The following is a 20,725-nucleotide window of genomic DNA, read 5'->3' on the forward strand; positions in this document are numbered from 1 at the left end:
AACCACAAGCTATGCTTGTGGACGAGAAGAGCACGAGCGTTGAAACGGTAAAAAAAGAACCTCCTTTTGCTACAATAGAAGCGGGTAACGCCAACCGCACTAAAGCAAAAGGAGGTTCATCCATATGGACGAAAAAAGTTTATCACATACGAGTTGGAATTGCAAATATCACATAGTACTGGTGCCAAAGTATCGCAGAAAGGTAATTTACGGGAAATTAAGAAAAGATATTGGAAAAATCCTGAGAATGCTTTGTGATTACAAGCATGTGGAAATCATCGAGGGACATGCAATGCCAGACCACATTCATATGCTGGTATCGATTCCGCCGAAACTGGCGGTGGCAGATTTCATGGGGTACTTGAAAGGCAAGAGTACGCTGATGATTTTTGAGAGGCATGCGAATTTAAAGTACAAGTATGGAAGAAGAGTGTTTTGGGCAAAAGGGTACTATGTAAATACGGTTGGAGGAAATGAGGCAAAGATTCGCAAGTACATCCAAGACCAGGAAATGCAAGACCAGATGAGCGATCAGCTGAGTTTCAGAGAATACGAAGATCCGTTCAAAAATATAGCGGATCTGGATGATGATTCACCAGATATCCCGACCGACAGTAGAATAAAGAAGTAAAAAAGCAACGCCAAGTGCGGTTGGCGTTGCTCATTACGCACCTTTAGGTGCTGCTGGAATAATGGCCCTTATAGGGCCGTTCTGCAAACCCCACGTTCAACGTGGGGTTATGATTGCTATAATAAAACTGATTGTTCATTCATACCCAAACATTTTTGAACATCAGACACATAAAAAGAGCACCCGGCAGCACCGAGAGCGCATGGCTTGATTTTTGCCGGGTGTTCATTGCCGCAGAGTATTAGCTTGCTTTAGGGTCGTCCAGCGTCAGCCAGTCCAGCTGCGCAGGGTCCACGCCGACGGTACAGTAAAACAGCCGGGCATCAATGCGCAGGATCGCGCACAGGCGCAAAAGCAAGCGTCCGCTGGGAGTACGCCGCCCGCTTTCAATCTGCTGATACCACCGGGTCGAGATCCCTGCAAGTTCGGCGACGCTTTCTTGCGTAAGACCCAATTGGTGACGGCGGACAAAGAGCTCAGATGAAAATGCATGTTTGAATTTCATACCGCAAGATTACCTCCTTTACTTCTTATTATATAGTGTAGTGCGTTTTGCGTTTTTGTGGAGAAAAAGGTGCTGATGTAGGCAAATTTGGCGGGATTGCGCTGTTTTTGTGCCAAAAATGCCGACAAAACAGAGCGGCCAAGAGGGCGAAAAGGTTCGGGCTGTACTGGACAGATTACTGATGCTCTGTTATGATAAACTCATAAAGAAAAGTGCGCTGTGTCTGATTTGCGGAAAGTATAACAAAAAAAGAATGAAATGGCGTGCGGCATGGCTTTTGATTGCGAAATATGGTATACTGAAAAAAATAGTATTCGATTCAACTTGGACGGTATACGGCTGTTTAAGAAAAAGCAGGTGTACTGTCCAATGTAAAGTGGGGATTTTGGCTGTGAGTTTGGAAGTAACGATGTTCGGCGGCTTTGCGCTGCGGCACAACGGAAATACGCTTAAATTAGAGCGAAATAACGTCACACGCTCCATGCAGGTATTGCAGATGCTTCTGTTCCATGGGGAAGAGGGTGTGCCCAAGGACGTGCTGATGGACCAGTTGTTCGGTTACGAGGATGGTGTAACCAATCCGGCCAATAACTTGAAGGTGACCATCAGTAACCTGCGGCGTATCCTGAAGCAGGTCGGCCTGGAGGATACTACTGTGCTGTTCAAGGCGGGCAGCTATCACCTGGTCACGTCGGAAGAGATCACTGTGGATGCCTTCCGGTTCCAGCAGACGGCAGAACAGGCGCTGGAGGCCCAAGGCGATGAGCGAATCGATCTGCTGGAGTCGGCATGTGATCTTTACAACGGCGACTTCCTGCCTCATCTGGCAGGCTGCGATTGGGCGATGGTGGCGGCAGTCTATTATAAAGAGGAATACGCCGCTTGTGTGCATGCTCTTTGTGCGGAGCTGAGCCAGCGACAGGACTGGCAGCGGATGCTGCGCATCGCTACCAAGGCTTCGGGCCTGTGCCCGCAGGAGGACTGGGACATCCTGCGTATCCAGAGCCTGCTTGCCATGCAGCGCTATCAGGAGGCCAAAGAGGTCTACGAAGAGACCGCCAACCGAATGCTGGATGAATTCGGCGTCAAGCCCAGCGACCGGCTGAATGAGTGCATGCGTCAGCTGGAAAATGTGCTGCCCAGCAGCAAGGCTTCTCTGGAGCAGCTGCAGGAGGTCCTGAAAGAAGAGGATGTGTCCCGCGGAGCGTATTATTGCCCCTTCCCCAGCTTCATCGATACATACCGTACGGTCAGCCGTATGCTGGAGCGCAGCGGGCAGTCGGCCTATCTGATGATGTGTTGGGTCACTGACAAGCAGGGGCACCGCATTGAGCAGCGTGGCCAGGTGGCCCAGGTGATGCCTCAGGTAGGCGAGGCGATCCATTCCGCTCTGCGCCGGGGTGACATTTATACTCGTGCAGAGGATGACCGCTTCCTGATCCTGCTTACGGGCATCAACCGGGAGAACTGCAGTATCGTTATTCAGCGCATCGACGATTGCTACACCGCTCTGCGCCGGGGCAGCCGCGGCCCTGCTGTGACCCTCCACTATAAAATGGCCCCTGTGGGCGATATGAGCCCCCAGCAGTGGAAAAGCGGCAGCGTGAACTGGGGCTGAGTCGCGCCATTCATCCTGCCGGCAATTGTAGGCGCATGTTCGGATGCGGCCGTTGTTAGGCCATCAACCGCCGCAAGAGCGTTGACGGCAGGTGATTCCGGCAGTAAAATAAAAAGGAGCCGGCTGTGAAGGCAAAACGCCTGTTCACAGCCGGCTTTTATTTATCGGAAAGGGGGAGTGGTCCATGCCCACACCCACAAAACAGACGAAACGAAAATTCGGTCTGCTGGATTTTGTGCGTATTATTCTGGTGCTGGTGATCCTGTGTGCGCTTGGCGTGATTGCATACCGCCTGTGGGACTACAAGATCGGAACGGACCGCTATAATCAGCTGCAGCAGCAGGCGGTGCAGCCGGTGGAACCGGTTCAGGAGGAATCCCCGGAGGAGGGCTTTGTTCCGCTGGATATTGACTTCGACACGCTGCGGGAGGAAGGGCCGGACATCATCGGCTGGATTGATTTCGATTCGGTGGAGATCAGCTATCCCATCGTGTACAGCGGTGACAACAGTTACTACCTGCGCCGCCTGTGGGACGGCAGCTATAACCAGGCAGGCACCCTGTTCCTGGAGGGCAACAACCAGAGCCTGAATGATCTGCATGCCATCGTATACGGGCACAACATGCGCAACGGCACCATGTTTGCCCCCTTGAAGGAATATCTGGACCCGGAATTTTTTGCGGCGAACGGCGGCTGGTTTACCCTATATACTCCGGAAGGGGCCTGGCGCTATCAGCTGTTTTCCATCCATGAGGCCGAGCCGGACGATCCGCTCTATACGGTGGGCTTCGTGGTGGGGGATGAATACACCGAATTTTTGAAGACCTTGCGGGAGGCGCGCCTGTATGATACCGGCGTGACGGTGTATTCCGACGATCATGTACTTACCCTGAGCACCTGCACCGACGACGGCAACGACCGAATCGTGGCCCATGCCCGCCGGGCCGAAGCGGTGGAGCTGCCCTGAGGGGAAGAAAATAAGGGCAATACCGCACAATTCACGCCTAACGGCTCAGACGGCGTATCACGCCAAAATTTTCTGTGCTATTTTCCCAAAATGCTCGCCAATCCACCAAGGATTGGCTGTGCTTTTTGGTTCATATCACAAAAATTTTCCGGCGCGTTCCACCATCTGGAATTGTGCGGCATTGCCTAAGGGAGTGTGAGGAGCAATGGCAATGCGTTTGACCCCGGACCAGCAGGCCATGCTGGACGGCGCAAAGGGAGAGACCCTGGCCAAGGTTATGAAGACCCTGGTGATGTACGGCGAGGCCTTCGGCGCCGAGGAAATGGTCCCGGTGACGGCGGAGAAGGGGCATCTGGTGACCAGCTTTGGTCTTTCCATGATGAAGCCGGTGTACGACCTGATGGATCAGCTGATTGAAGGCGGTGCGGTAAACGGCCAGAAGTTCAGTGTGGACCCCCGTCCGCTGGACCCCAATGTGCCCACGAACCTGCTGCAGAAGCTGGTGTTCAAGTTCATGTATTCCAAGCAGGATGACTACGAGGCGCAGCTGCGGCAGCTGGGCCTCGTGGAAGACGACGCCTTTACCTGCACCTGTTATCTGCCTCAGGTGGGCAACGAGCCCAAGCAGGGCCAGGTGCTGAGCTGGGCGGAATCCAGCGCGGTGGTGTATGCCAACAGCGTGCTGGGTGCCCGCTGCAACCGGAATTCCGGTATTCTGGAGCTGTTTGGCTCCATCGCCGGCTGCGTGCCCAAGTTCGGTCTGCTCACCGATGAGGGACGCAAGGCCAGCTGGGTGGTGGAAGTGAAGACCAGCCGCCGCCCGGAGGCGCAGATTCTGGGCAGCGCCATCGGCATGAAGGTGATGGAGGACGTGCCCTACATCCAGGGGCTGGACCAGTGGCTGGGCGGCCAGCTGGATGATGCGGCCAAGGCCTACCTGAAGGATATGGGCGCAGCCAGTGCCAGCAACGGCGCGGTGGGTCTGTACCATGTGGAGGGCATCACTCCGGAGGCCTGCCAGCAGGGCAAGGCGCTCATCCGGCCGGACGCGCAGGTCTATGTGATCGACGACGCGGAACTGGAGCGGGTGCGGGCTGGCTATCCCTGCATCTGGAAGGACCCCAATGCCAAGCCGAAGCTCTGCTTTGTGGGCTGCCCCCATCTTTCGCTGGAGCAGCTGAACCAGTGGACCGGCGATCTGTGCGCCGCGCTGGAACAGGCAGGCCGCAAAACCGTTGCGGTGCCCACCGTGTTCACCGCAGCGCCCGCGGTGGCCAAGGCCTTTTCAAAAACGCCCGCCGCCGCCCGGCTGAAGGGCACGGGCGTGGTGCTTTCCTCCATCTGCCCGCTGATGTACATGAACAATCCGCTGTGCGGCAAGATGCCGGTGGCCACCAGCTCCAACAAGCTGCGCACCTATTCCTCGGCCCGTTACTACACCGATGCCGAGATGCTGCAGATCATGGTGAAAGGGGAGTGCTGAGATGAAACAGTTCAAGGGCCGCCCGGTGGTGCCGGGCAAGGCGAAGGCGGAGGCACTGGTTTCCCACGGGGGCTTCAACACCTTGGCCAGCTTCCAGAAGAGCCTGATGTTCGGCGACAAAAACGCCACCTGTTCCGACCAGAACAACCCGGATCTGTACCAGAAGCCCATGGCGGGCAAGGCGCTGTGCCTGCCCATGACCATCGGCTCCACCACCGGCGGTATGGTGCTGTACACCGCCGCCTGCATGGGCCGTCAGCCCGCCTGTCTGCTGTTCAGCCAGCCCATCGACAGCCTGGCCGCAGCAGGAGCGATTCTGGCGGGCGTCTGGAGCGAGAACCCCATGCCCACCGTGGACAGCCTGGGCGAGGAGTTTCTGCAGGCAGTGAAGACCGGCGACTCCATCACCGTGGAGGAAGACGGCACCGTGACCGTGGGCTGAGGCTTCTGCCGGACACAGAAAGCAAAAAAGAAAGACCGCCGGGTGGTTTGCAGGCACCCGGCGGTCTTTCTCTGCTTGAGAGCTGAAAAAGGAAGAATACATATGGTATTGGGAAATGTCGAATCTACAAATGGGAGCGTTTTCCGGCCGCTCCCGGGCCGGATCAGACCAGCTGTGCGCCCAACGCGCGGCAGGCAGCCTCGGCGGTTTCGTCCGGCGCGTCGCAGCAGATCACGCCCTCGCCCACCAGAGCCGCGCTCGCTTCGGTGCAGCGGTCCTGCCAGGTGCGCATCCACTCGCCGTCGCCCCAGCCGTAGGAGCCGAACAGGCCCAGCTTTTTGCCGCTGAGGGCGGACTCACAGGCGGCGAACATGGGCTCGAACTCGCCCTCCTCCAGCTGCTCCGCACCCATGGAGGGGCAGCCGAAGGCCACTGCGTCATATTCAGGCAGCTGCTCGGGACCGAATTCCGCGGCGGTGAGCAGGACGGCCTCGCCGCCTGCACCGCGCACGCCCTCGGCCACCTGAGCGGCCATCTGCTCGGTATTGCCGGTGCCGCTCCAATATACAACTGCGATCTTACTCATCGTCATACACATCCTTTCGGGAAAGTAAAAATGCTTCAGGCGGCCACGGTGAGCTGCAGCACGCTGCGCCCGCCGTTGAATAACCGCCAGTAAACGCCCCGGCATTTCTGATACTTGGCGAACAGCTTGGCGGTCTCACATTCGTTGCAGTAGACCTTCCAGCAGCCGGAGCATTTATAATGGGCGCCGCCGTGCTCAATGAAGCCCTGCACGTCGCCCAGCGGATAGCTGAGAAACAGGCCGATCTCGTGAGGAAAGCCCTCCTGGCTGCAAAGCCGTTCGCTCAGCCGGGCCAAGGCCTCGTTCGGGGCCAGGCTCTGATAGCCGCACCCGGCCAGGAATTCCGCTACACCCGGCTTGCACAGATCTGCGGCCAGACGCAGCGGCCGGTACACATAGATCAGCGCACAGCCGTTTTTGGCCCGAAGCAGCCGCAGGCAGACACCTTTGGATTCCAGCGCCCGGTGCCAGCCCAGCACCTGACCGGCCAGCTGTTCCTGGCTGCTGTAACGGCAGGAAAACAGGTTGGCGGTTTTCAGGTTGGCCAGTGTGGGGGAACAATGGTCAATGAGGTAACGGTCCAGCGGCATGGCGGGGCTCCTTTCGGCGGTTTGTTTTTTTGCGGTTAGCGTTAACTAACTTGATTGTATTATAGCACGCCTCACAGCGGCGCGCCTTTAAAATCTTGGCTGGTTCTTTCAAAAAATGATCCCGGCAGTGGTTGACATCGCAGATGAGTTAGTTTATACTAATCCTGAAGTTAGAAAAGACTAACTGCAGGCTGAAATGCCTGCCAGCCTTCTATATAAAAGGAGAGAGAACCATGAACCGAGAATTGCTTCAGGCCATTTATGATCACCGGGCCATCTGCACGGCAGTGGAGCAGCGGCAGGAGGAGCAGGCGCTGGAGCTGTGGGAGGAGAAGGCCCGGCTGCTGAGTCAGGCGGAATCGGCCGAGCGCAGCGCCATGCTGGAGGCGCTGAGCCAGAGCCTGTACGACCATATTTTACGGGTACAGGGTGCGGCTCCGGTGGAGTTCCGCCACACCAGCCGGGAGATGTACACCCGCACGCTGCCCCAGGCGGCGCTGGTGGGCCATGGGGCCGAGATGATCCGCCAGTACATCCGGCGCATGAATGAGGACGGCCGGCAGGATGACCACATCCGCATGGCCTGCTGCTACATCACCACCCACCTGAGTGAGCCCTTCACGCTGGAAACGGTGGCCAAGCATGTGTTTGTGAGCAAGTGCTACCTGTGCCGGATGTTCCGCAGCCAGACCGGGCAGAGCTTTTCTCAGTATGTGACCGCTCAGCGGCTGGAACGTGCCGAGCACCTGCTGCGCCACAGCGGTCTTTCCATCGACCGGATCGCTGAACAGTGCGGCTTTGGCAGTGCGGCTTATTTTGCAACCACCTTCCGGCGGCGCAACGGCATGGCTCCCAGCGCCTGGCGGCGGCAGCTGCGGACCCAGCAGAAGGCGGGGTGAGCGGCATGGAGTTGGAACGCAAGCGGAAGAACGAGCAGGAGATGGTGGAGAAGATGATCCGCATCTATTGCAGGGGAAAGCACAAAAGCAAAAAAGGCTGCCTGTGCCCGCAATGTCAGGCCCTTGCCGATTACGCCCGTGCCCGCACCCAGCGCTGCCCCCGCATGGCGGAAAAGACCTTTTGCAGCGCCTGTCCCCGCCCATGCTATAAGCCTGAGCTGCGGGAGCAGATGAAACAGGTGATGCGCTACGCAGGCCCTCGGATGCTGCTGCACGACCCGGTGGCAGCGGTGCGCCATCTGGTGCTGACCCGTTCACTCTGAGCGATTTTATCCAAAAGAACCGAAAGGCCCCGATTCATCCGAATCGGGGCCTTTTTTGGCCTGAAAACCGGCAAAATGTAAAAATAGTATGAAATGAGATTGGATATATTGACAAGGAAGCAAAAGATGAATAAAATACTTAGGTAACATAATTAATATAGATAACAACTGACGTAGTCAGTCGAGAAAGGGGGAGAAGATGAAGGAAATGGAGAACAGCAACGCGCTGCAGATGCTGCGCGCCATGGACCGCATCCGGCGGGCCTGGAAGAACGCCAGCCCCAGTGAAACGCTGAACAAATCGCAGTTTTTCACCCTGATGACCCTGCACAACAAGGGGGCGGATGTGTTTGGCGGAAGCTGCCCGCACACCGACCCCTACGAGCCGATGACCCTGTCGGCGCTGGCGAAGGCGATGAATCAGAGCATGCCTGCGGTGAGCCAGCGTATCCGGCGGCTGGAGGAACTGGGCTATGTGTGCCGCACGCCGGACGAGAATGACCGGCGCACGGTGTGGATTGGCCTCACGGAGTCGGGCAACACGCTGTTGCAGGAAAACTGCCGGGATATGTTCCGGCGGCTGGAGCGGATGATGACCCGCCTGGAGCGGCAGGGAGAACGAACCCCCGCCCAGGTGATCGAGGCCTTCAACTACCTGGCGGATGCCATGGAGGAGGAGTTCGGTGCGCCCTGAACCCGGTGTGGCCGGTGAAACAAAGCGAATTTAACAGCTGCCGCCCGCTTGCGGACGGCGCTGGCAGTAAGGAGAAACGAGTATGCTGAAACTGAAGCGATATTTAAAGCCCTATCTGGGCCTGCTGCTTGTGGGCGTGGCGCTGCTGTTCGGCCAGGCAATGCTGGAGCTGACGCTGCCCAACTACATGAGCGACATCGTGAACGTGGGCCTGCAGCAGGGCGGCATCACCCAGGCGGCGCCTGAGGTCATTGACAGTGATGCCATGGCTATGATGCAGATGTTCATGTCCGAGGAGGATAAGGCTCTGGTGGATGCGGCCTACCAGCCTCTGGGCGAACGGGAGGACGCAGACAAGCTGAAAGAGACCTACCCCAATGCAGGGGATGAGGATCTGGCGCTGGCCGCCGACCCGGAGAATGGTGCAAACGATGTCTTCAACCGGGCAGCCTATGCCCTGGTGAACATGATGGAGGAGCTGGCCCCTGCCGATTCCTCCACCGAAACCGAGGAGCAGGCCAGCGGTACGCTGGGTGCCGGCGCTATGGCCCAGCTCACCGCCATGCTGCAGAGCGGCGCGCTGGATGAGCAGCTGAATGAAGCCATCGCCACCGCGGCAGTGACTCCCGAAAGCATGCTGGAGCAGACCGGCGTGGTGCTGACCAAGAGCTTTTACACTCAGTTGGGCGCGGACACCGATGCCATCCAGACCTCGTACATTCTGAAGGTGGGCCTGCGCATGGCGGGCCTTGCCATCCTGCTCACTGTGTGTGCTATCTCGGCGGGCTTCTGCATGGCGCGCCTGGGCGCGGGCGTGGGCCGCGATCTGCGGCGGGACGTATTCCGCAAGGTAAGCTACTTCAACAACAACGAGATGGACCAGTTCTCCGGTGCCAGCCTGATCACCCGGTCCACCAACGATATCACCCAGGTGCAGAACTTTTTGAGCATTGGCCTGCGGATGATGTGCTTTGCTCCCATCATGGGCATGGGCGGCCTGATCATGGGCCTGTCCAAGTGCCTGAATCTGGCATGGGTGCTGGCCCTGGCTCTGATCGTGATGCTGGGCCTGATCCTCACCCTGTTCGCGGTGGCCATGCCTCGTTTCAAGAAGATGCAGACCCTGATTGACCGGCTGAACCTGGTGAGCCGGGAGGAGCTGAGCGGCCTGATGGTGGTGCGCGCCTTCTCCAACCAGCCCTTTATGCAGAACCGGTTTGAAAAGGCCAACAAGGACCTGACCGGCAATACTCTGTTTGTGAACCGGGCCATGGCTACCATGATGCCCTTCATGATGCTGGTGATGAACGGTCTGTCGCTGCTGATCGTCTGGTTCGGCGGCAAGCAGATCGCCGCCAGCAATCTGCAGGTGGGCGATATGATGGCCTTCATCCAGTACGCCATGCAAGTGATTATGAGCTTTTTGTTCATCAGCATGATGTTCATCATGGTGCCCCGTGCCTCGGTCTCCGCCGAGCGTATCAACGAGGTGCTCACCTGTGAGAGCACCGTGGCTGACCCCGCTCAGCCCACCGAGATGAACCACCCGGTAAAGGGCGTTGTGGAGTTCAAGGATGTTTCCTTCCGGTACGAGGGCGCGGATGCCAACGTGCTGGAGCATGTGAGCTTCACTGCCCGACCGGGCGAGACGGTGGCCTTTATCGGCGCCACCGGTTCCGGCAAATCCACCCTGGTAAACCTGATTCCCCGGTTCTACGACGCCACCGAGGGCAGCATCACCGTGGACGGCGTGGACGTGCGCCAGCTGCGTCAGAAGGATCTGCGCGACGCCATCGGCTATGTGCCCCAGAAGGGCCTGCTGTTCAGCGGCACTGTGGCCACCAACCTGCGCTACGGCCGGGCCGATGCTTCGGATGAGCTGCTGAAGGAAAGCGCGGACATCGCCCAGGCCACCGAGTTCATCCAGACTCTGGAAAACGGCATGGATACCGCCATCAGCCAGGGAGGAACCAACGTATCCGGCGGTCAGCGCCAGCGGCTTTCCATCGCCCGTGCGCTGGTGAAGCAAGCTCCCATTTATATCTTTGACGACACCTTCTCCGCCCTGGACTTCAAGACCGACGCCAAGCTGCGCGCGGCGCTGAAGGGCTACACCGAGCAGTCCACGGTGTTCATCGTGGCGCAGCGTGTGTCCACCATTATGCATGCGGACCAGATCCTTGTGCTGGATGAGGGCCGCGTGGTGGGCAAGGGCACCCATGAGGAGCTGCTGAAAAACTGCGAGATCTACCGCGAGATCGCGGAAAGTCAGCTTTCGAAGGAGGAATTGGCATAATGGCAGGACCGATGAGACACGGCCCCGGCGCAATGGCCGTGGGCGAAAAAGCCAAGGACTTCAAGGGCACCATGAAAAAGCTGCTGGCCTATATGCGGCGCTATCTGCCCAGCATTGTGCTGGCGCTGCTGTGCGCTGTGGGCGGCACGGTGTTCTCCATCTTCGGACCCAAGATTCTGGGTCAGGCAACCACCAAGCTGTTTGAGGGCGTGATCGCCATGCTCACCGGCACCGGCGGTATTGATTTTGCGGCCATCGGCCAGATTCTGCTGTTCCTGGCCGGTTTGTATGTGCTCAGTGCGCTGCTGTCTTACGTGCAGGGCTGGGTAATGGCCGGCATCGCCACCAAGGTGAGCTACGCCATGCGTACCGATATCAGCCAGAAGATCGACCGGTTGCCCATGTCCTATTTTGACCGGGTGCCCCACGGTGAGGTGCTCAGCCGCATCACCAACGATGTGGATATGGTCACCCAGACCCTGAACCAGAGCCTTTCCCAGGTGGTCACTCAGCTGACCATGATCGTGGGCGTGCTGTGCATGATGCTTTCCATCAGCCCGCTGATGACCCTGATCGCCATCTGCATTCTGCCGGTGTGCCTGGTAATCGTGATGAACGTGGTGCGCCACAGCCAGAAGTTCTTCCGCCGCCAGCAGGAATACCTGGGTCATGTGAACGGCCATGTGGAAGAGATGTACGGCGCCCATGTGGTGGTCACCGCCTTCAATGGCCAGGAAGAGAGCATCGAGAAATTTAACGGCCTGAACGAAAAGCTGTACCAGAGCGCCTGGAAGAGCCAGTTTTTGAGCGGCATGATGATGCCCCTGATGAACTTTGTGAGCAACCTGGGCTATGTGGCCATTTGTGTGCTGGGCGGCTTCCTTTCGCTGAACGGCACCATCACCGTTGGTGATATCCAGGCCTTCACCCAGTATGTGCGCCAGTTTACCCAGCCCATCACCCAGCTGGCCAATATCTCCAACCAGCTGCAGATGACTGCCGCGGCTGCCGAGCGCGTGTTCCTGTTCCTGGAAGAGCCGGAGGAAGTGCCGGACACCAAGGAGCCGGTACCCAGCAGCGAGATCAACGGTTCGGTCTACTTTGCCCATGTGCACTTCGGTTATGTGCCGGAGAAGACCATCATCAACGATTTCTCCGCCATCGTGCAGCCGGGCACTAAGGTGGCCATCGTTGGTCCCACCGGCGCGGGCAAGACCACCATGGTCAAGCTGCTCATGCGCTTCTACGATGTGAGCGACGGCGCCATTCTGCTGGATGGCTACGATGTGCGCCAGTTTGAGCGAGGCGATATGCGCAGCGCCTTCGGTATGGTGCTGCAGGATACCTGGCTGTACAACGATACCATTCGGGAGAACATCCGCTTCGGCCGTCTGGATGCCTCCGATGAGGATGTGCTGGCAGCTGCCAAAGCCGCTCAGGTGGACCATTTTGTGCGCACCCTGCCCCAGGGCTACGACACCATTCTGAACGAGGATGCCAGCAACATCAGCCAGGGCCAGAAGCAGTTGCTCACCATTGCACGGACCATCATCTCGGACCCCAAGATTCTGATTCTGGACGAAGCCACCTCCAGCGTGGATACCCGCACCGAGCTGGCCATCCAGAAGGCCATGGACGAGCTGACCCGTGGCCGCACCAGCTTTATTATTGCCCACCGCCTGTCCACCATCCGGGATGCGGATATGATCCTGGTGATGAAGGACGGCGACATCGTGGAGACCGGCAACCACAACGAGCTGCTTGCCAAGGGCGGCTTCTACGCCAACCTGTACAACAGCCAGTTTGCGAACGGCGAGGAATAAGCCGGCGAAAGGGTAAAAACTCTGTGAAAACCGTTGACCTTGCCACCGGAAAACTGGTATAGTAAAGCCAGTTGAAAAGGGAGTAGTTGCAAGTCGCTTCGTCAACAGCACGGCAAATGCCTGGCGAAGCGGGCCGGTTTGCTCACAGCGCGGTAACAAGACTTTTCGGCACAGTGTTTGCTGTGCCGAAAGGTCTTTTTTTATTGCCGGGCCGGGGGCGGGTCAAACGGAAAGGAGGCAGAGCAATGGCCACAATGTATCTGATGGTGGGAATTTCCGGCGCGGGCAAGACCACCTGGGCCAAAACCCGGCTGGCCGGGGCGGAGTACATCGGGTCGGACGGCATCCGCATGGAGCTGTTCGGCAAGGAGCTCACTTTGAAGGGGTACCACCGGGTACACCGGATCATGAACCAGCGCATGCGCGCCGCGCTGGAGCAGGGCAGAGACGTGGTGGTGGATTCGGTGCATCTGTCCCGCCGGGCGCGGCGGCGGGTGCTGCGGGCGGTGCCTCAGGGGGTGCGCTGTGTGGCGGTGTGGATCGACACCGGCGTGGTGCAGGCCATCCGGAATGATGCCTGCCGTCAGCGGCATGTGCCCTTCTTTGCCATCGCTCTCATGCGCCGCCGTCTGGTGGAGCCGAAAAAGGAGGAAGGCTTCCACGAGATCCGGCGCATCTCCTGGCAGGAGCGGGCGGAAAGCGCGGCATGGAAAAATGGCATCAAATATGAAAAAAATGAAAATCCTGCAAAAATCACTTGACGGGGCCTGCCTGCCGTGGTATAGTTAACCCAAGTTGAAAAGGGAGTAGTTGCAAGCCGCCTTGTCAACATCACGGCCTCAAAAGGGCCTGGCAGGGTGCGCCGCTTCTTAATGAGTCGGTAACAAGACTTTTCGACAGCAACGCTTTGCGCGTGCTGTCGGGAAGTCTTTTTTCTTTTGCGAAAAAAGACTTCCCGCCGGGTGAAACGGGCAAACTAGGAAAAAGGAGAATGAACGTATGGAACAAACTTATTTTGACAAAACTGTTCCGCAGGCCCTGGAGCAGGTAAAGGCCACCGCGGACGGTCTGTCCGCTCAGGAGGCCGCCCGGCGGCTGGAGGAGCACGGCCCCAACCAGCTGGCGGAGGGCAAAAAGAAAAGCCCGCTGGTGGTATTCCTGGAGCAGTTCAAGGACCTGCTGGTCTTTATTCTGGCTGTGGCCGCGGTGATCTCCATGGTGTCCGGCAATGTGGAGAGCACGCTGGTCATTTTTGCGGTGCTCATCATGAACGCGGTGCTGGGTACCGTACAGTACCTGAAGGCGGAAAAAAGCCTGGAAAGCCTGAAGGCTATGTCCGCTCCGGTGGCTAAAGTCCTGCGGGACGGCGTGCGCCAGGAGGTGGCAGGTCCCAAGGTGGTGCCCGGTGACATCGTGTACCTGGAGGCGGGCGACCTGGTGGTTGCCGACGGCCGTCTGCTGGAGTGCTACTCGCTGAAGGTGAACGAGAGCTCGCTGACCGGTGAGTCCGAGGCGGTGGAGAAGACCGCCGACGCTCTGCCCGCGGGCAAGACCGCGCTGGGCGACCAGAAGAACATGGTGTTCTCCGGCTCGCTGGTCACCTACGGTCGCGCAGTCATGCTGGTCACCGGTACCGGTATGAACACCGAGCTGGGCCACATCGCCGAGCTGATGAACCAGACCCAGCAGCGCAAGACCCCCCTGCAGAAGAGTCTGGATGATTTCTCCGGCAAGCTGGCGGCGGCCATCCTGGCCATCTGCGCGCTGGTGTTCTGCCTGTCGCTGTTCCGCAGCGGTATGGGTGTGCTGGACTCCCTGCTCTTTGCCGTGGCTTTGGCGGTGGCCGCCATTCCCGAGGCGCTGAGCAGCATTGTGACCATCGTGCTGGCCATGGGCACCCAGAAAATGGCCCGTCAGAACGCCATCATCAAGGAGCTCAAGGCGGTGGAAAGCCTGGGCTCGGTGCAGGTGATCTGCTCGGATAAGACCGGTACCCTGACCCAGAACAAGATGACCGTGCAGAAGATCTGGGCGGACGGCAAGCTGGTGGAGGCGAAGGAAGCCGACATGAGTGACCCGGCCCAGGAGCTGCTGATGAAGATCGGCCTGCTGGCCAGCGACGCCACCGTGGATGTGGCCAGCGGCGCTTCGGTGGGCGACCCCACCGAGATTGCCCTGGTGAACTGGGGCGGCATGCATCAAACCGATGCAAACAGTGTACGCAGTCAGTTCCCCCGCCTGGGCGAGCTGGCCTTTGATTCCGACCGCAAGCTGATGAGCACCCTGCACCGGGTGAACGGCAAACCCATGCTGCTCACCAAGGGCGCCATGGATGTGCTGCTGGCCCGTTCCGAAAAGCTGCTCACCGCCAAGGGCGTTGTGCCTCTGACCGATGAGATGCGCACCGCCATCGCCCGGGCCAACGAGGAATTTTCCGAAAACGGCCTGCGCGTTCTGGCCTTCGCCTGCCGCGAGATGGACGCGGAGCGGGAGCTGACCCTGGAGGACGAGAACGGCTTCACCTTTGTGGGTCTGGTGTCCATGATCGACCCGCCCCGTGAGGAGAGCAAGCAGGCCGTGGCCGACGCCAAGCGCGGCGGCATCCGCACCGTGATGATCACCGGCGACCATAAGGTCACCGCCACCGCCATTGCAAAGCAGATCGGCATCTTTGAGGAAGGCGACATGGCTCTGGAGGGCGTGGAGCTGGATGCCATGACCGACGACGAGCTGGACGAAAAGCTGACTCGCATCTCGGTTTACGCCCGCGTTTCTCCCGAGCATAAGATCCGCATCGTCTCCGCCTGGCAGCGCAAGGGCTGCATCGCCGCCATGACCGGCGACGGTGTGAACGACGCCCCCGCCCTGAAGAAGGCGGATGTGGGCGTGGCCATGGGCATCACCGGCACCGAGGTAAGCAAGGACGCCGCCGCCATGATCCTGGCGGACGACAACTTTGCCACCATCGTGAAGGCTGTGGTGAACGGCCGCGGCGTGTACACCAACATCAAGAACGCCATTCAGTTCCTGCTGTCCGGCAACATGGCCGGTATTCTGGCGGTGCTGTACGCTTCGCTGATGGCTCTGCCCGTGCCCTTCCAGCCGGTGCACCTGCTCTTTATCAACCTGCTCACCGACAGCCTGCCCGCCATTGCCCTGGGCATGGAGCCCGCCCGCAAGGGTCTGCTGGACCAGAAGCCCCGCGACCCCAAGGCCTCCATTCTGGATAAGCCCCTCATGTTCAAGATCCTGTGGCAGGGCGCGCTGATCGCCATCGCTTCCATGACTGCCTTCTATCTGGGGCTGTCTGCCGGCGGCGCTGCCATGGCCAGCACCATGGCCTTCGCCACCCTGACCCTGGCCCGCCTGTTCCACGGCTTCAACTGCCGCGGCACCGAGTCCATCTTCAAGCTGGGCCTTGGCAGCAACAAATATTCTCTGATGGCCTTTGCCGGCGGCGTGGTGCTGCTGGTGGCCGTACTGATGATCCCGGTGCTGGAGAGCCTGTTCGCAGTCACCGCCCTCAGCGGTATGCAGTACCTGCAGATCCTGGGTCTGGCCTTCGCGCCCACCCTGCTGATCCAGCTGGGCCGTGTGATTCGCGGCAAGTAATTCCGGGCAGGAAACACACAAAAACAGCCGCCGCGCTTCCCGATTTCGGGAGGCGCGGCGGCCTTTTTTTGTATGCGCTTATCAATACTGGCTGATGGGCAGGGAAGCGTCGTCGTCACTGGCTTCAATGGCCCGGATGGTCACCGGGTAGCTCACGCCGGGGCGAACCTCCACCTGCACGGTGTCGCCGATACGCTTGCCGAAGATAGCCCGGCCCAGCGGGGATTCCCGGCTGATGAGGCCGCTGTCCGCGTTGACCCGCAGAGTGGTCACCAGCTTGACCACCATCTCCTCCTCGTCCTCGGGGAAGTACAGGGTGATTTTGTCAAACAGACCCACCGAACCCTCGGCGTGGTCGGATTTGACCACCTTGGCGGTCTTGATCATCCGCTGCAGGTAACGGATGCGGCTCTCGTTCCGGTTTTTCTGGCGCTTGGCCTCCTTGTATTCAAAGTTCTCGCTCAGATCTCCGTAGGAGCGGGCGATCTTCACGTCCTCCAGGCACTGGGGCCGCACCACCAGGATGCGGTGCTCGATCTCCTCCTGCATTTTTTGAATGTCCACTTCGGTGAGTTCGTCGTACATGCAATCAATCCTCTTTTTCGGTATGTTCGCTCAGAGCCCTCAGGCGTAGACCTGGCGGCTCTGGAAGATGCACAAAGCGCTTTTGCTTTTGCCCGATTCCAGCAGGGTGCGGGCGGCGTATAGGGTGGCCCCGGCGCTGGCACCGGCGGGAATGCCGTCGGTGAGCAGCACCTCGCGGGCGGCCTGCACCGCCTCGCCGGTGGTCACCGCCGTCACCAGATCCACCACATAGGGGTTGTAGTTCTCCGGCACAAAGCCGAAGCCGATGTTGGCAATTCCGTGGGGCGCCAGAAAACCGCCGCCGATGGCCTGACACTCGTAGGGTTCCACCGCTGCCATGCGGATGTGGTTGGTCCAGGCCTTCACGTATTCGCCCACGCCGGTCACGGTGCCGCCGCTGCCCACCCCGGCCACAATGGCGTCGATCAGGTTGCCACCCTCGGTGGCCTTTAAAATGGCGGGGCCGGTGATGCGCCGGTGGTATTCCGGGTTGTCCTCGCTGGCCAGGTAGTTCATGTAGTAAGCGCCCTGCTCCTCGGCCATGCGGCGGGCCAGAATATCCATGCCCTCCTGGCCGGAGGGGCGCTCGTAGCAGGGACGCAGCCGGGCACCCAGTCCCTGCAGAAAACGCTCCCGCTCCGGCTCCAGTGCGGGCGGCACCACCAGCGTGAGCGGGTGACCGCTGCGCCCGGCGGCAATGGCCAGCGCCGCCGCAAAGGCGCCGCAGCCGGTCTCCACAATGGGCTGGCCTTCCTTCAGTTCACCCCGCTGGGTGGCCAGACGGATCATGGCGGTGGCCAGCGCGTCCTTGCCGGTGCCGGTGGGGCCGTCGAACAACAGGCAGGCGTATAGCTTGCCGGGGAGGCCGTGTTTTGCGGCATAGCCGCCAAGGGCCACCACAGGGCAGCGGGTGAGCTGCTGGTAATAGGTCTCGTTGATTCCGGTCATCACAAACGCCTGCCTTTCTTATTATATATAGGAAAGCATCGCAAACGGATGCAGCGGATACGGGCGGCGCACCCGCCGCTTTCTGCCTTTATTGTAGCACGTTCTGCGGCCAAAGTCATGCCCGGGAAAAAAGAACGTTTTTTGCACCGTTTCCCCCTTGACAGCGCTGCGCGGCCTCTGTTATAATAGCAAACTGTAAAGCAAAACGCTTTACGAAAAGGCAAAACACTTTACAGGGCCCGGCACCCCGGCAAGGAGGCGTTTTCGGTGGCAAAGAATCTTGAGATTTCGCTGTTGCTGGATTTCTACGGCGACGTGCTCACCGAAAAGCAGCGCGATGTGATGGAGCAGTATTACAACGACGATCTGTCGCTGGCCGAGATCGCCGATAACTTCGGCATTACCCGCCAGGGCGTGCGGGACTCCATCAAGCGGGGCGAGGGAATCATCCTGGAGCTGGAGGAAAAGGTAGGCTTCGCGAAGCGCTACCGGGCCGTGCAGCAGGGCATCGCCCAGCTGGAAAGCCTTGCGCGGGAGATTCAGTTCGAGAACGCCAACGGCTACACGCCGAACAAGCGTATCGACGATTCCGCCCGCAGGATGCTCGAGATCATCGGGCAGATCAGCGAATAACCGGCACACACAACGAAAGGACAACGACATGGCCTTTGAATCTCTTTCCGAACGGCTTTCGGGCGTGTTCAAACGGCTGCGGGGCAAGGGCAAGCTCACCGAGGCGGATATCAAGGCCGCCATGCGTGAGGTGCGCACCGCTCTGCTGGAGGCCGACGTAAACTATAAGGTGGCCAAGGACTTCATCGCCGGGGTCACCGAGCGGGCCATGGGCCAGGAGGTCATGGAAAGCCTGACCCCCGCCCAGCAGGTCATCAAGATCGTAAACGAATCCCTTACCGAGCTCATGGGCGGCAGCGAGGCTGCGCGCATCCACATCAAGTCCAAGCCTCCCACGGTGCTCATGCTCTGCGGTCTGCAGGGTAACGGTAAAACTACCCATGCCGCCAAGCTGGGCAAATGGTTCCTCAAGCAGGGCCATCGCCCGCTGCTGGTGGCCTGCGATATCTACCGCCCCGCGGCTATTGATCAGCTGCAGGTGGTGGGCAAGCAGGCGGGCGTTCCGGTGTTCACCATGGGCACCGAAAAGCCCGAGATCATCGCCAAGAAGGCCATCGCCCACGCCAAGGATTACGGCAACGACATCGTGATCCTGGATACCGCCGGCCGTCTGCATGTGGACCAGGCGCTCATGGATGAGCTGGGCCGCATCAAGGAAGCCGTTGAGGTGGACGAGGTCCTGCTGGTGGTGGACGCCATGGCCGGTCAGGACGCGGTGAACGTGGCCAAGGCCTTCAACGAGGCCGTGGCGGTGGATGGTATCATCCTCACCAAGACCGACGGCGACACCCGCGGCGGTGCGGCGCTCAGCGTCAAGGCCGTCACCGGCAAGCCCATCAAGTTCCAGGGCACCGGCGAAAAGCTGGACGATCTGGAGGTCTTCCACCCGGCCCGCATGGCCAGCCGAATCCTGGGCATGGGCGACGTGCTCACCCTCATCGAGAAGGCGCAGGACCTGCAGGATGAGAAGAAGGCCGCCGAGACCGCCAAGCGGATGATGGAGAACAAGTTCGACATGAACGACATGCTGGACCAGCTGGCCCAGATGAAGAAGATGGGCGGCGTTGCGTCTCTGGTCTCCATGCTTCCCGGCGGCAACAAGATCAACCCGGACGACATCGATGAAAAGGTGTTCGTCCACATCGAGGCCATCATCCACAGCATGACCCCCGCTGAGCGGGAAAAGCCCAGCATCATCAACCCCAAGCGCAAGCGCCGCATCGCCGCCGGCAGCGGTACCAGCGTGGAAGAGGTGAACAAGCTGCTTCGCCAGTTTGAGATGATGCAGAAGATGATGAAGCAGATGAAAAAGAACCCCAAGGCCTTTGGCCGCCGCCTGCGCGGCATGTAAGCGCGAGAAAAACGCGCAGTTTTCCAAGGTATGACCCGCAGCCCCCAAAAGGGCGGGTTTGATACAATATAACAATCACAATCGCCCCACACCGGGGCCCCAAACATCAGGAGGTTTACCACTATGGCAGTTAAGATCCGTCTGCGCCGCATGGGCGCCAAGAAAGCTCCCTTCTACCGCGTTGTTGTTGCTGACAGCCGCTTCCCCCGTGACGGCCGCTTCATCGAGGAGATCGGCTACTACGATCCCACCAAGGAGCCCAGCGTTGTGAAGATCGACGCCGAGAAGGCTAAGAAGTGGATCGCCAACGGCGCTCAGCCCACCGATACCGTTCGTGAGCTGCTGAAGAAGAACGAGATCCTGTAATCAGTCTTAAAGGGAGGGCAACCCTATGCAGGAGCTGTTGCTGGCAGTTGCCCGGGGCCTGGTCGACGATAAGGACGCTGTGTCCGTTACCGTGGACGCCCCCCGTGAGGACGGCACCATCGTTTACCACCTGAGCGTGGCTGAGAACGACATGGGCCGGGTGATCGGCAAACAGGGCCGCATCGCCAAGGCCATCCGCGTTGTAATGCGGGCTGCCGCCGTTCGCAAGGGCGAAAAGGTCATGGTAGAGATCGACTGACCTTCGGGAGAACAAAACCACAAAAACAGGGCCACTTGCCAGCTTCTGTGCAAGGGGCCCTGTTTTTTGCGTGGGAAACACCGCAATTCACGCCAAAAGGCTCGGGAGTTGTAT

General features: G+C 59.3%; 21 protein-coding genes. 16 read left to right on the forward strand and 5 right to left on the reverse strand.

Annotation, left to right across the window (positions count from 1 at the left end; translation table 11 throughout):
- Positions 1 to 124: 124 nt before the first annotated feature.
- Positions 125 to 631 carry an IS200/IS605 family transposase gene (tnpA, locus tag B5F28_RS05880; protein ID WP_087294317.1) on the forward strand — a complete coding sequence of 169 codons (507 nt, stop codon included), beginning with the start codon at positions 125 to 127 and terminating at the stop codon, positions 629 to 631.
- A gap of 241 nt (positions 632 to 872) precedes the next feature.
- Here tnpA and B5F28_RS05885 read toward each other — a convergent pair whose 3' ends face one another.
- On the reverse strand, positions 873 to 1,136 hold the full coding sequence (locus tag B5F28_RS05885; RefSeq protein ID WP_087294319.1) for a helix-turn-helix domain-containing protein: 264 nt from the start codon (positions 1,134 to 1,136) through the stop codon (positions 873 to 875).
- A gap of 391 nt (positions 1,137 to 1,527) precedes the next feature.
- Between B5F28_RS05885 and B5F28_RS05890 the strand changes: the two genes are divergently transcribed.
- From B5F28_RS05890 to B5F28_RS05905, 4 genes are all read left to right on the forward strand, one after another.
- Positions 1,528 to 2,754, forward strand: a complete 1,227-nt coding sequence (locus B5F28_RS05890; protein ID WP_158097534.1) for an AfsR/SARP family transcriptional regulator — start codon at positions 1,528 to 1,530, stop codon at positions 2,752 to 2,754.
- A gap of 184 nt (positions 2,755 to 2,938) precedes the next feature.
- Entirely contained in the window at positions 2,939 to 3,721 is a 783-nt protein-coding gene (locus tag B5F28_RS05895; RefSeq protein WP_087294323.1) for a class B sortase, read from the forward strand.
- Between the two features lie 211 nt (positions 3,722 to 3,932).
- Positions 3,933 to 5,204, forward strand: coding sequence for an aconitase X (locus B5F28_RS05900; RefSeq protein WP_087294325.1), 1,272 nt, complete (start codon positions 3,933 to 3,935; stop codon positions 5,202 to 5,204).
- A 1-nt stretch (position 5,205) separates the two neighbouring features.
- Complete coding sequence (locus B5F28_RS05905; RefSeq protein WP_087183533.1) at positions 5,206 to 5,646, forward strand: aconitase X swivel domain-containing protein; 441 nt, start codon at positions 5,206 to 5,208, stop codon at positions 5,644 to 5,646.
- A 163-nt stretch (positions 5,647 to 5,809) separates the two neighbouring features.
- On the opposite strand, the gene B5F28_RS05910 is transcribed toward B5F28_RS05905, so the two are convergent.
- Complete coding sequence (locus B5F28_RS05910; protein ID WP_087294327.1) at positions 5,810 to 6,232, reverse strand: flavodoxin; 423 nt, start codon at positions 6,230 to 6,232, stop codon at positions 5,810 to 5,812.
- A gap of 35 nt (positions 6,233 to 6,267) precedes the next feature.
- Positions 6,268 to 6,822 carry a DUF3793 family protein gene (locus tag B5F28_RS05915; protein WP_087294329.1) on the reverse strand — a complete coding sequence of 185 codons (555 nt, stop codon included), beginning with the start codon at positions 6,820 to 6,822 and terminating at the stop codon, positions 6,268 to 6,270.
- Positions 6,823 to 7,055: 233 nt separating this feature from the next.
- Between B5F28_RS05915 and B5F28_RS05920 the strand changes: the two genes are divergently transcribed.
- The 7 genes from B5F28_RS05920 to B5F28_RS05950 all read left to right on the forward strand — a co-directional run bounded on the left by B5F28_RS05920 (position 7,056) and on the right by B5F28_RS05950 (position 16,469).
- A complete protein-coding gene (locus B5F28_RS05920) occupies positions 7,056 to 7,721 on the forward strand; it encodes a helix-turn-helix domain-containing protein (protein ID WP_087294331.1) in 666 nt (221 codons plus the stop codon).
- Between the two features lie 5 nt (positions 7,722 to 7,726).
- The gene (locus B5F28_RS05925; RefSeq protein WP_087294333.1) at positions 7,727 to 8,044 is read left to right on the forward strand and encodes a nitrous oxide-stimulated promoter family protein; all 318 of its coding nucleotides are present in this window, start codon (positions 7,727 to 7,729) and stop codon (positions 8,042 to 8,044) included.
- Between the two features lie 199 nt (positions 8,045 to 8,243).
- Positions 8,244 to 8,738, forward strand: coding sequence for a MarR family winged helix-turn-helix transcriptional regulator (locus B5F28_RS05930; RefSeq protein ID WP_087294335.1), 495 nt, complete (start codon positions 8,244 to 8,246; stop codon positions 8,736 to 8,738).
- 82 nt (positions 8,739 to 8,820) lie between these two features.
- Complete coding sequence (locus B5F28_RS05935) at positions 8,821 to 11,034, forward strand: ABC transporter ATP-binding protein (RefSeq protein WP_087294337.1); 2,214 nt, start codon at positions 8,821 to 8,823, stop codon at positions 11,032 to 11,034.
- Positions 11,034 to 12,857, forward strand: a complete 1,824-nt coding sequence (locus B5F28_RS05940) for an ABC transporter ATP-binding protein (protein ID WP_087294339.1) — start codon at positions 11,034 to 11,036, stop codon at positions 12,855 to 12,857. Before B5F28_RS05935 ends, B5F28_RS05940 begins: the two co-directional genes overlap by 1 nt.
- A 245-nt stretch (positions 12,858 to 13,102) precedes the next feature.
- Positions 13,103 to 13,618, forward strand: a complete 516-nt coding sequence (locus tag B5F28_RS05945; RefSeq protein WP_158097535.1) for an ATP-binding protein — start codon at positions 13,103 to 13,105, stop codon at positions 13,616 to 13,618.
- A gap of 238 nt (positions 13,619 to 13,856) precedes the next feature.
- Positions 13,857 to 16,469, forward strand: coding sequence for a cation-translocating P-type ATPase (locus tag B5F28_RS05950; RefSeq protein ID WP_087294343.1), 2,613 nt, complete (start codon positions 13,857 to 13,859; stop codon positions 16,467 to 16,469).
- A gap of 81 nt (positions 16,470 to 16,550) precedes the next feature.
- Here the strand turns inward: B5F28_RS05950 and B5F28_RS05955 are convergent, their stop codons facing one another.
- A complete protein-coding gene (locus B5F28_RS05955) occupies positions 16,551 to 17,054 on the reverse strand; it encodes a GreA/GreB family elongation factor (protein ID WP_087294345.1) in 504 nt (167 codons plus the stop codon).
- Between the two features lie 39 nt (positions 17,055 to 17,093).
- Positions 17,094 to 18,002: a pyridoxal-phosphate dependent enzyme gene (locus B5F28_RS05960; RefSeq protein ID WP_087294347.1), complete on the reverse strand. Its 909-nt coding sequence runs from the start codon at positions 18,000 to 18,002 to the stop codon at positions 17,094 to 17,096.
- A 267-nt stretch (positions 18,003 to 18,269) separates the two neighbouring features.
- Between B5F28_RS05960 and ylxM the strand changes: the two genes are divergently transcribed.
- From ylxM to B5F28_RS05980, 4 genes are all read left to right on the forward strand, one after another.
- Positions 18,270 to 18,635 carry a YlxM family DNA-binding protein gene (ylxM, locus tag B5F28_RS05965; RefSeq protein WP_087294349.1) on the forward strand — a complete coding sequence of 122 codons (366 nt, stop codon included), beginning with the start codon at positions 18,270 to 18,272 and terminating at the stop codon, positions 18,633 to 18,635.
- 28 nt (positions 18,636 to 18,663) lie between these two features.
- Positions 18,664 to 19,986, forward strand: a complete 1,323-nt coding sequence (gene ffh / locus B5F28_RS05970; RefSeq protein WP_087294351.1) for a signal recognition particle protein — start codon at positions 18,664 to 18,666, stop codon at positions 19,984 to 19,986.
- Between the two features lie 123 nt (positions 19,987 to 20,109).
- Positions 20,110 to 20,352 (forward strand): 30S ribosomal protein S16, encoded by a 243-nt coding sequence (gene rpsP, locus B5F28_RS05975; RefSeq protein WP_087180391.1) that lies wholly within the window; start codon positions 20,110 to 20,112, stop codon positions 20,350 to 20,352.
- A gap of 25 nt (positions 20,353 to 20,377) precedes the next feature.
- Positions 20,378 to 20,611, forward strand: coding sequence for a KH domain-containing protein (locus tag B5F28_RS05980; protein WP_058965745.1), 234 nt, complete (start codon positions 20,378 to 20,380; stop codon positions 20,609 to 20,611).
- The last annotated feature ends 114 nt before the right edge of the window (positions 20,612 to 20,725 follow it).

Source organism: Gemmiger sp. An194, assembly GCF_002160145.1.
Classification (GTDB): Bacteria; Bacillota; Clostridia; order Oscillospirales; family Ruminococcaceae; genus Allofournierella.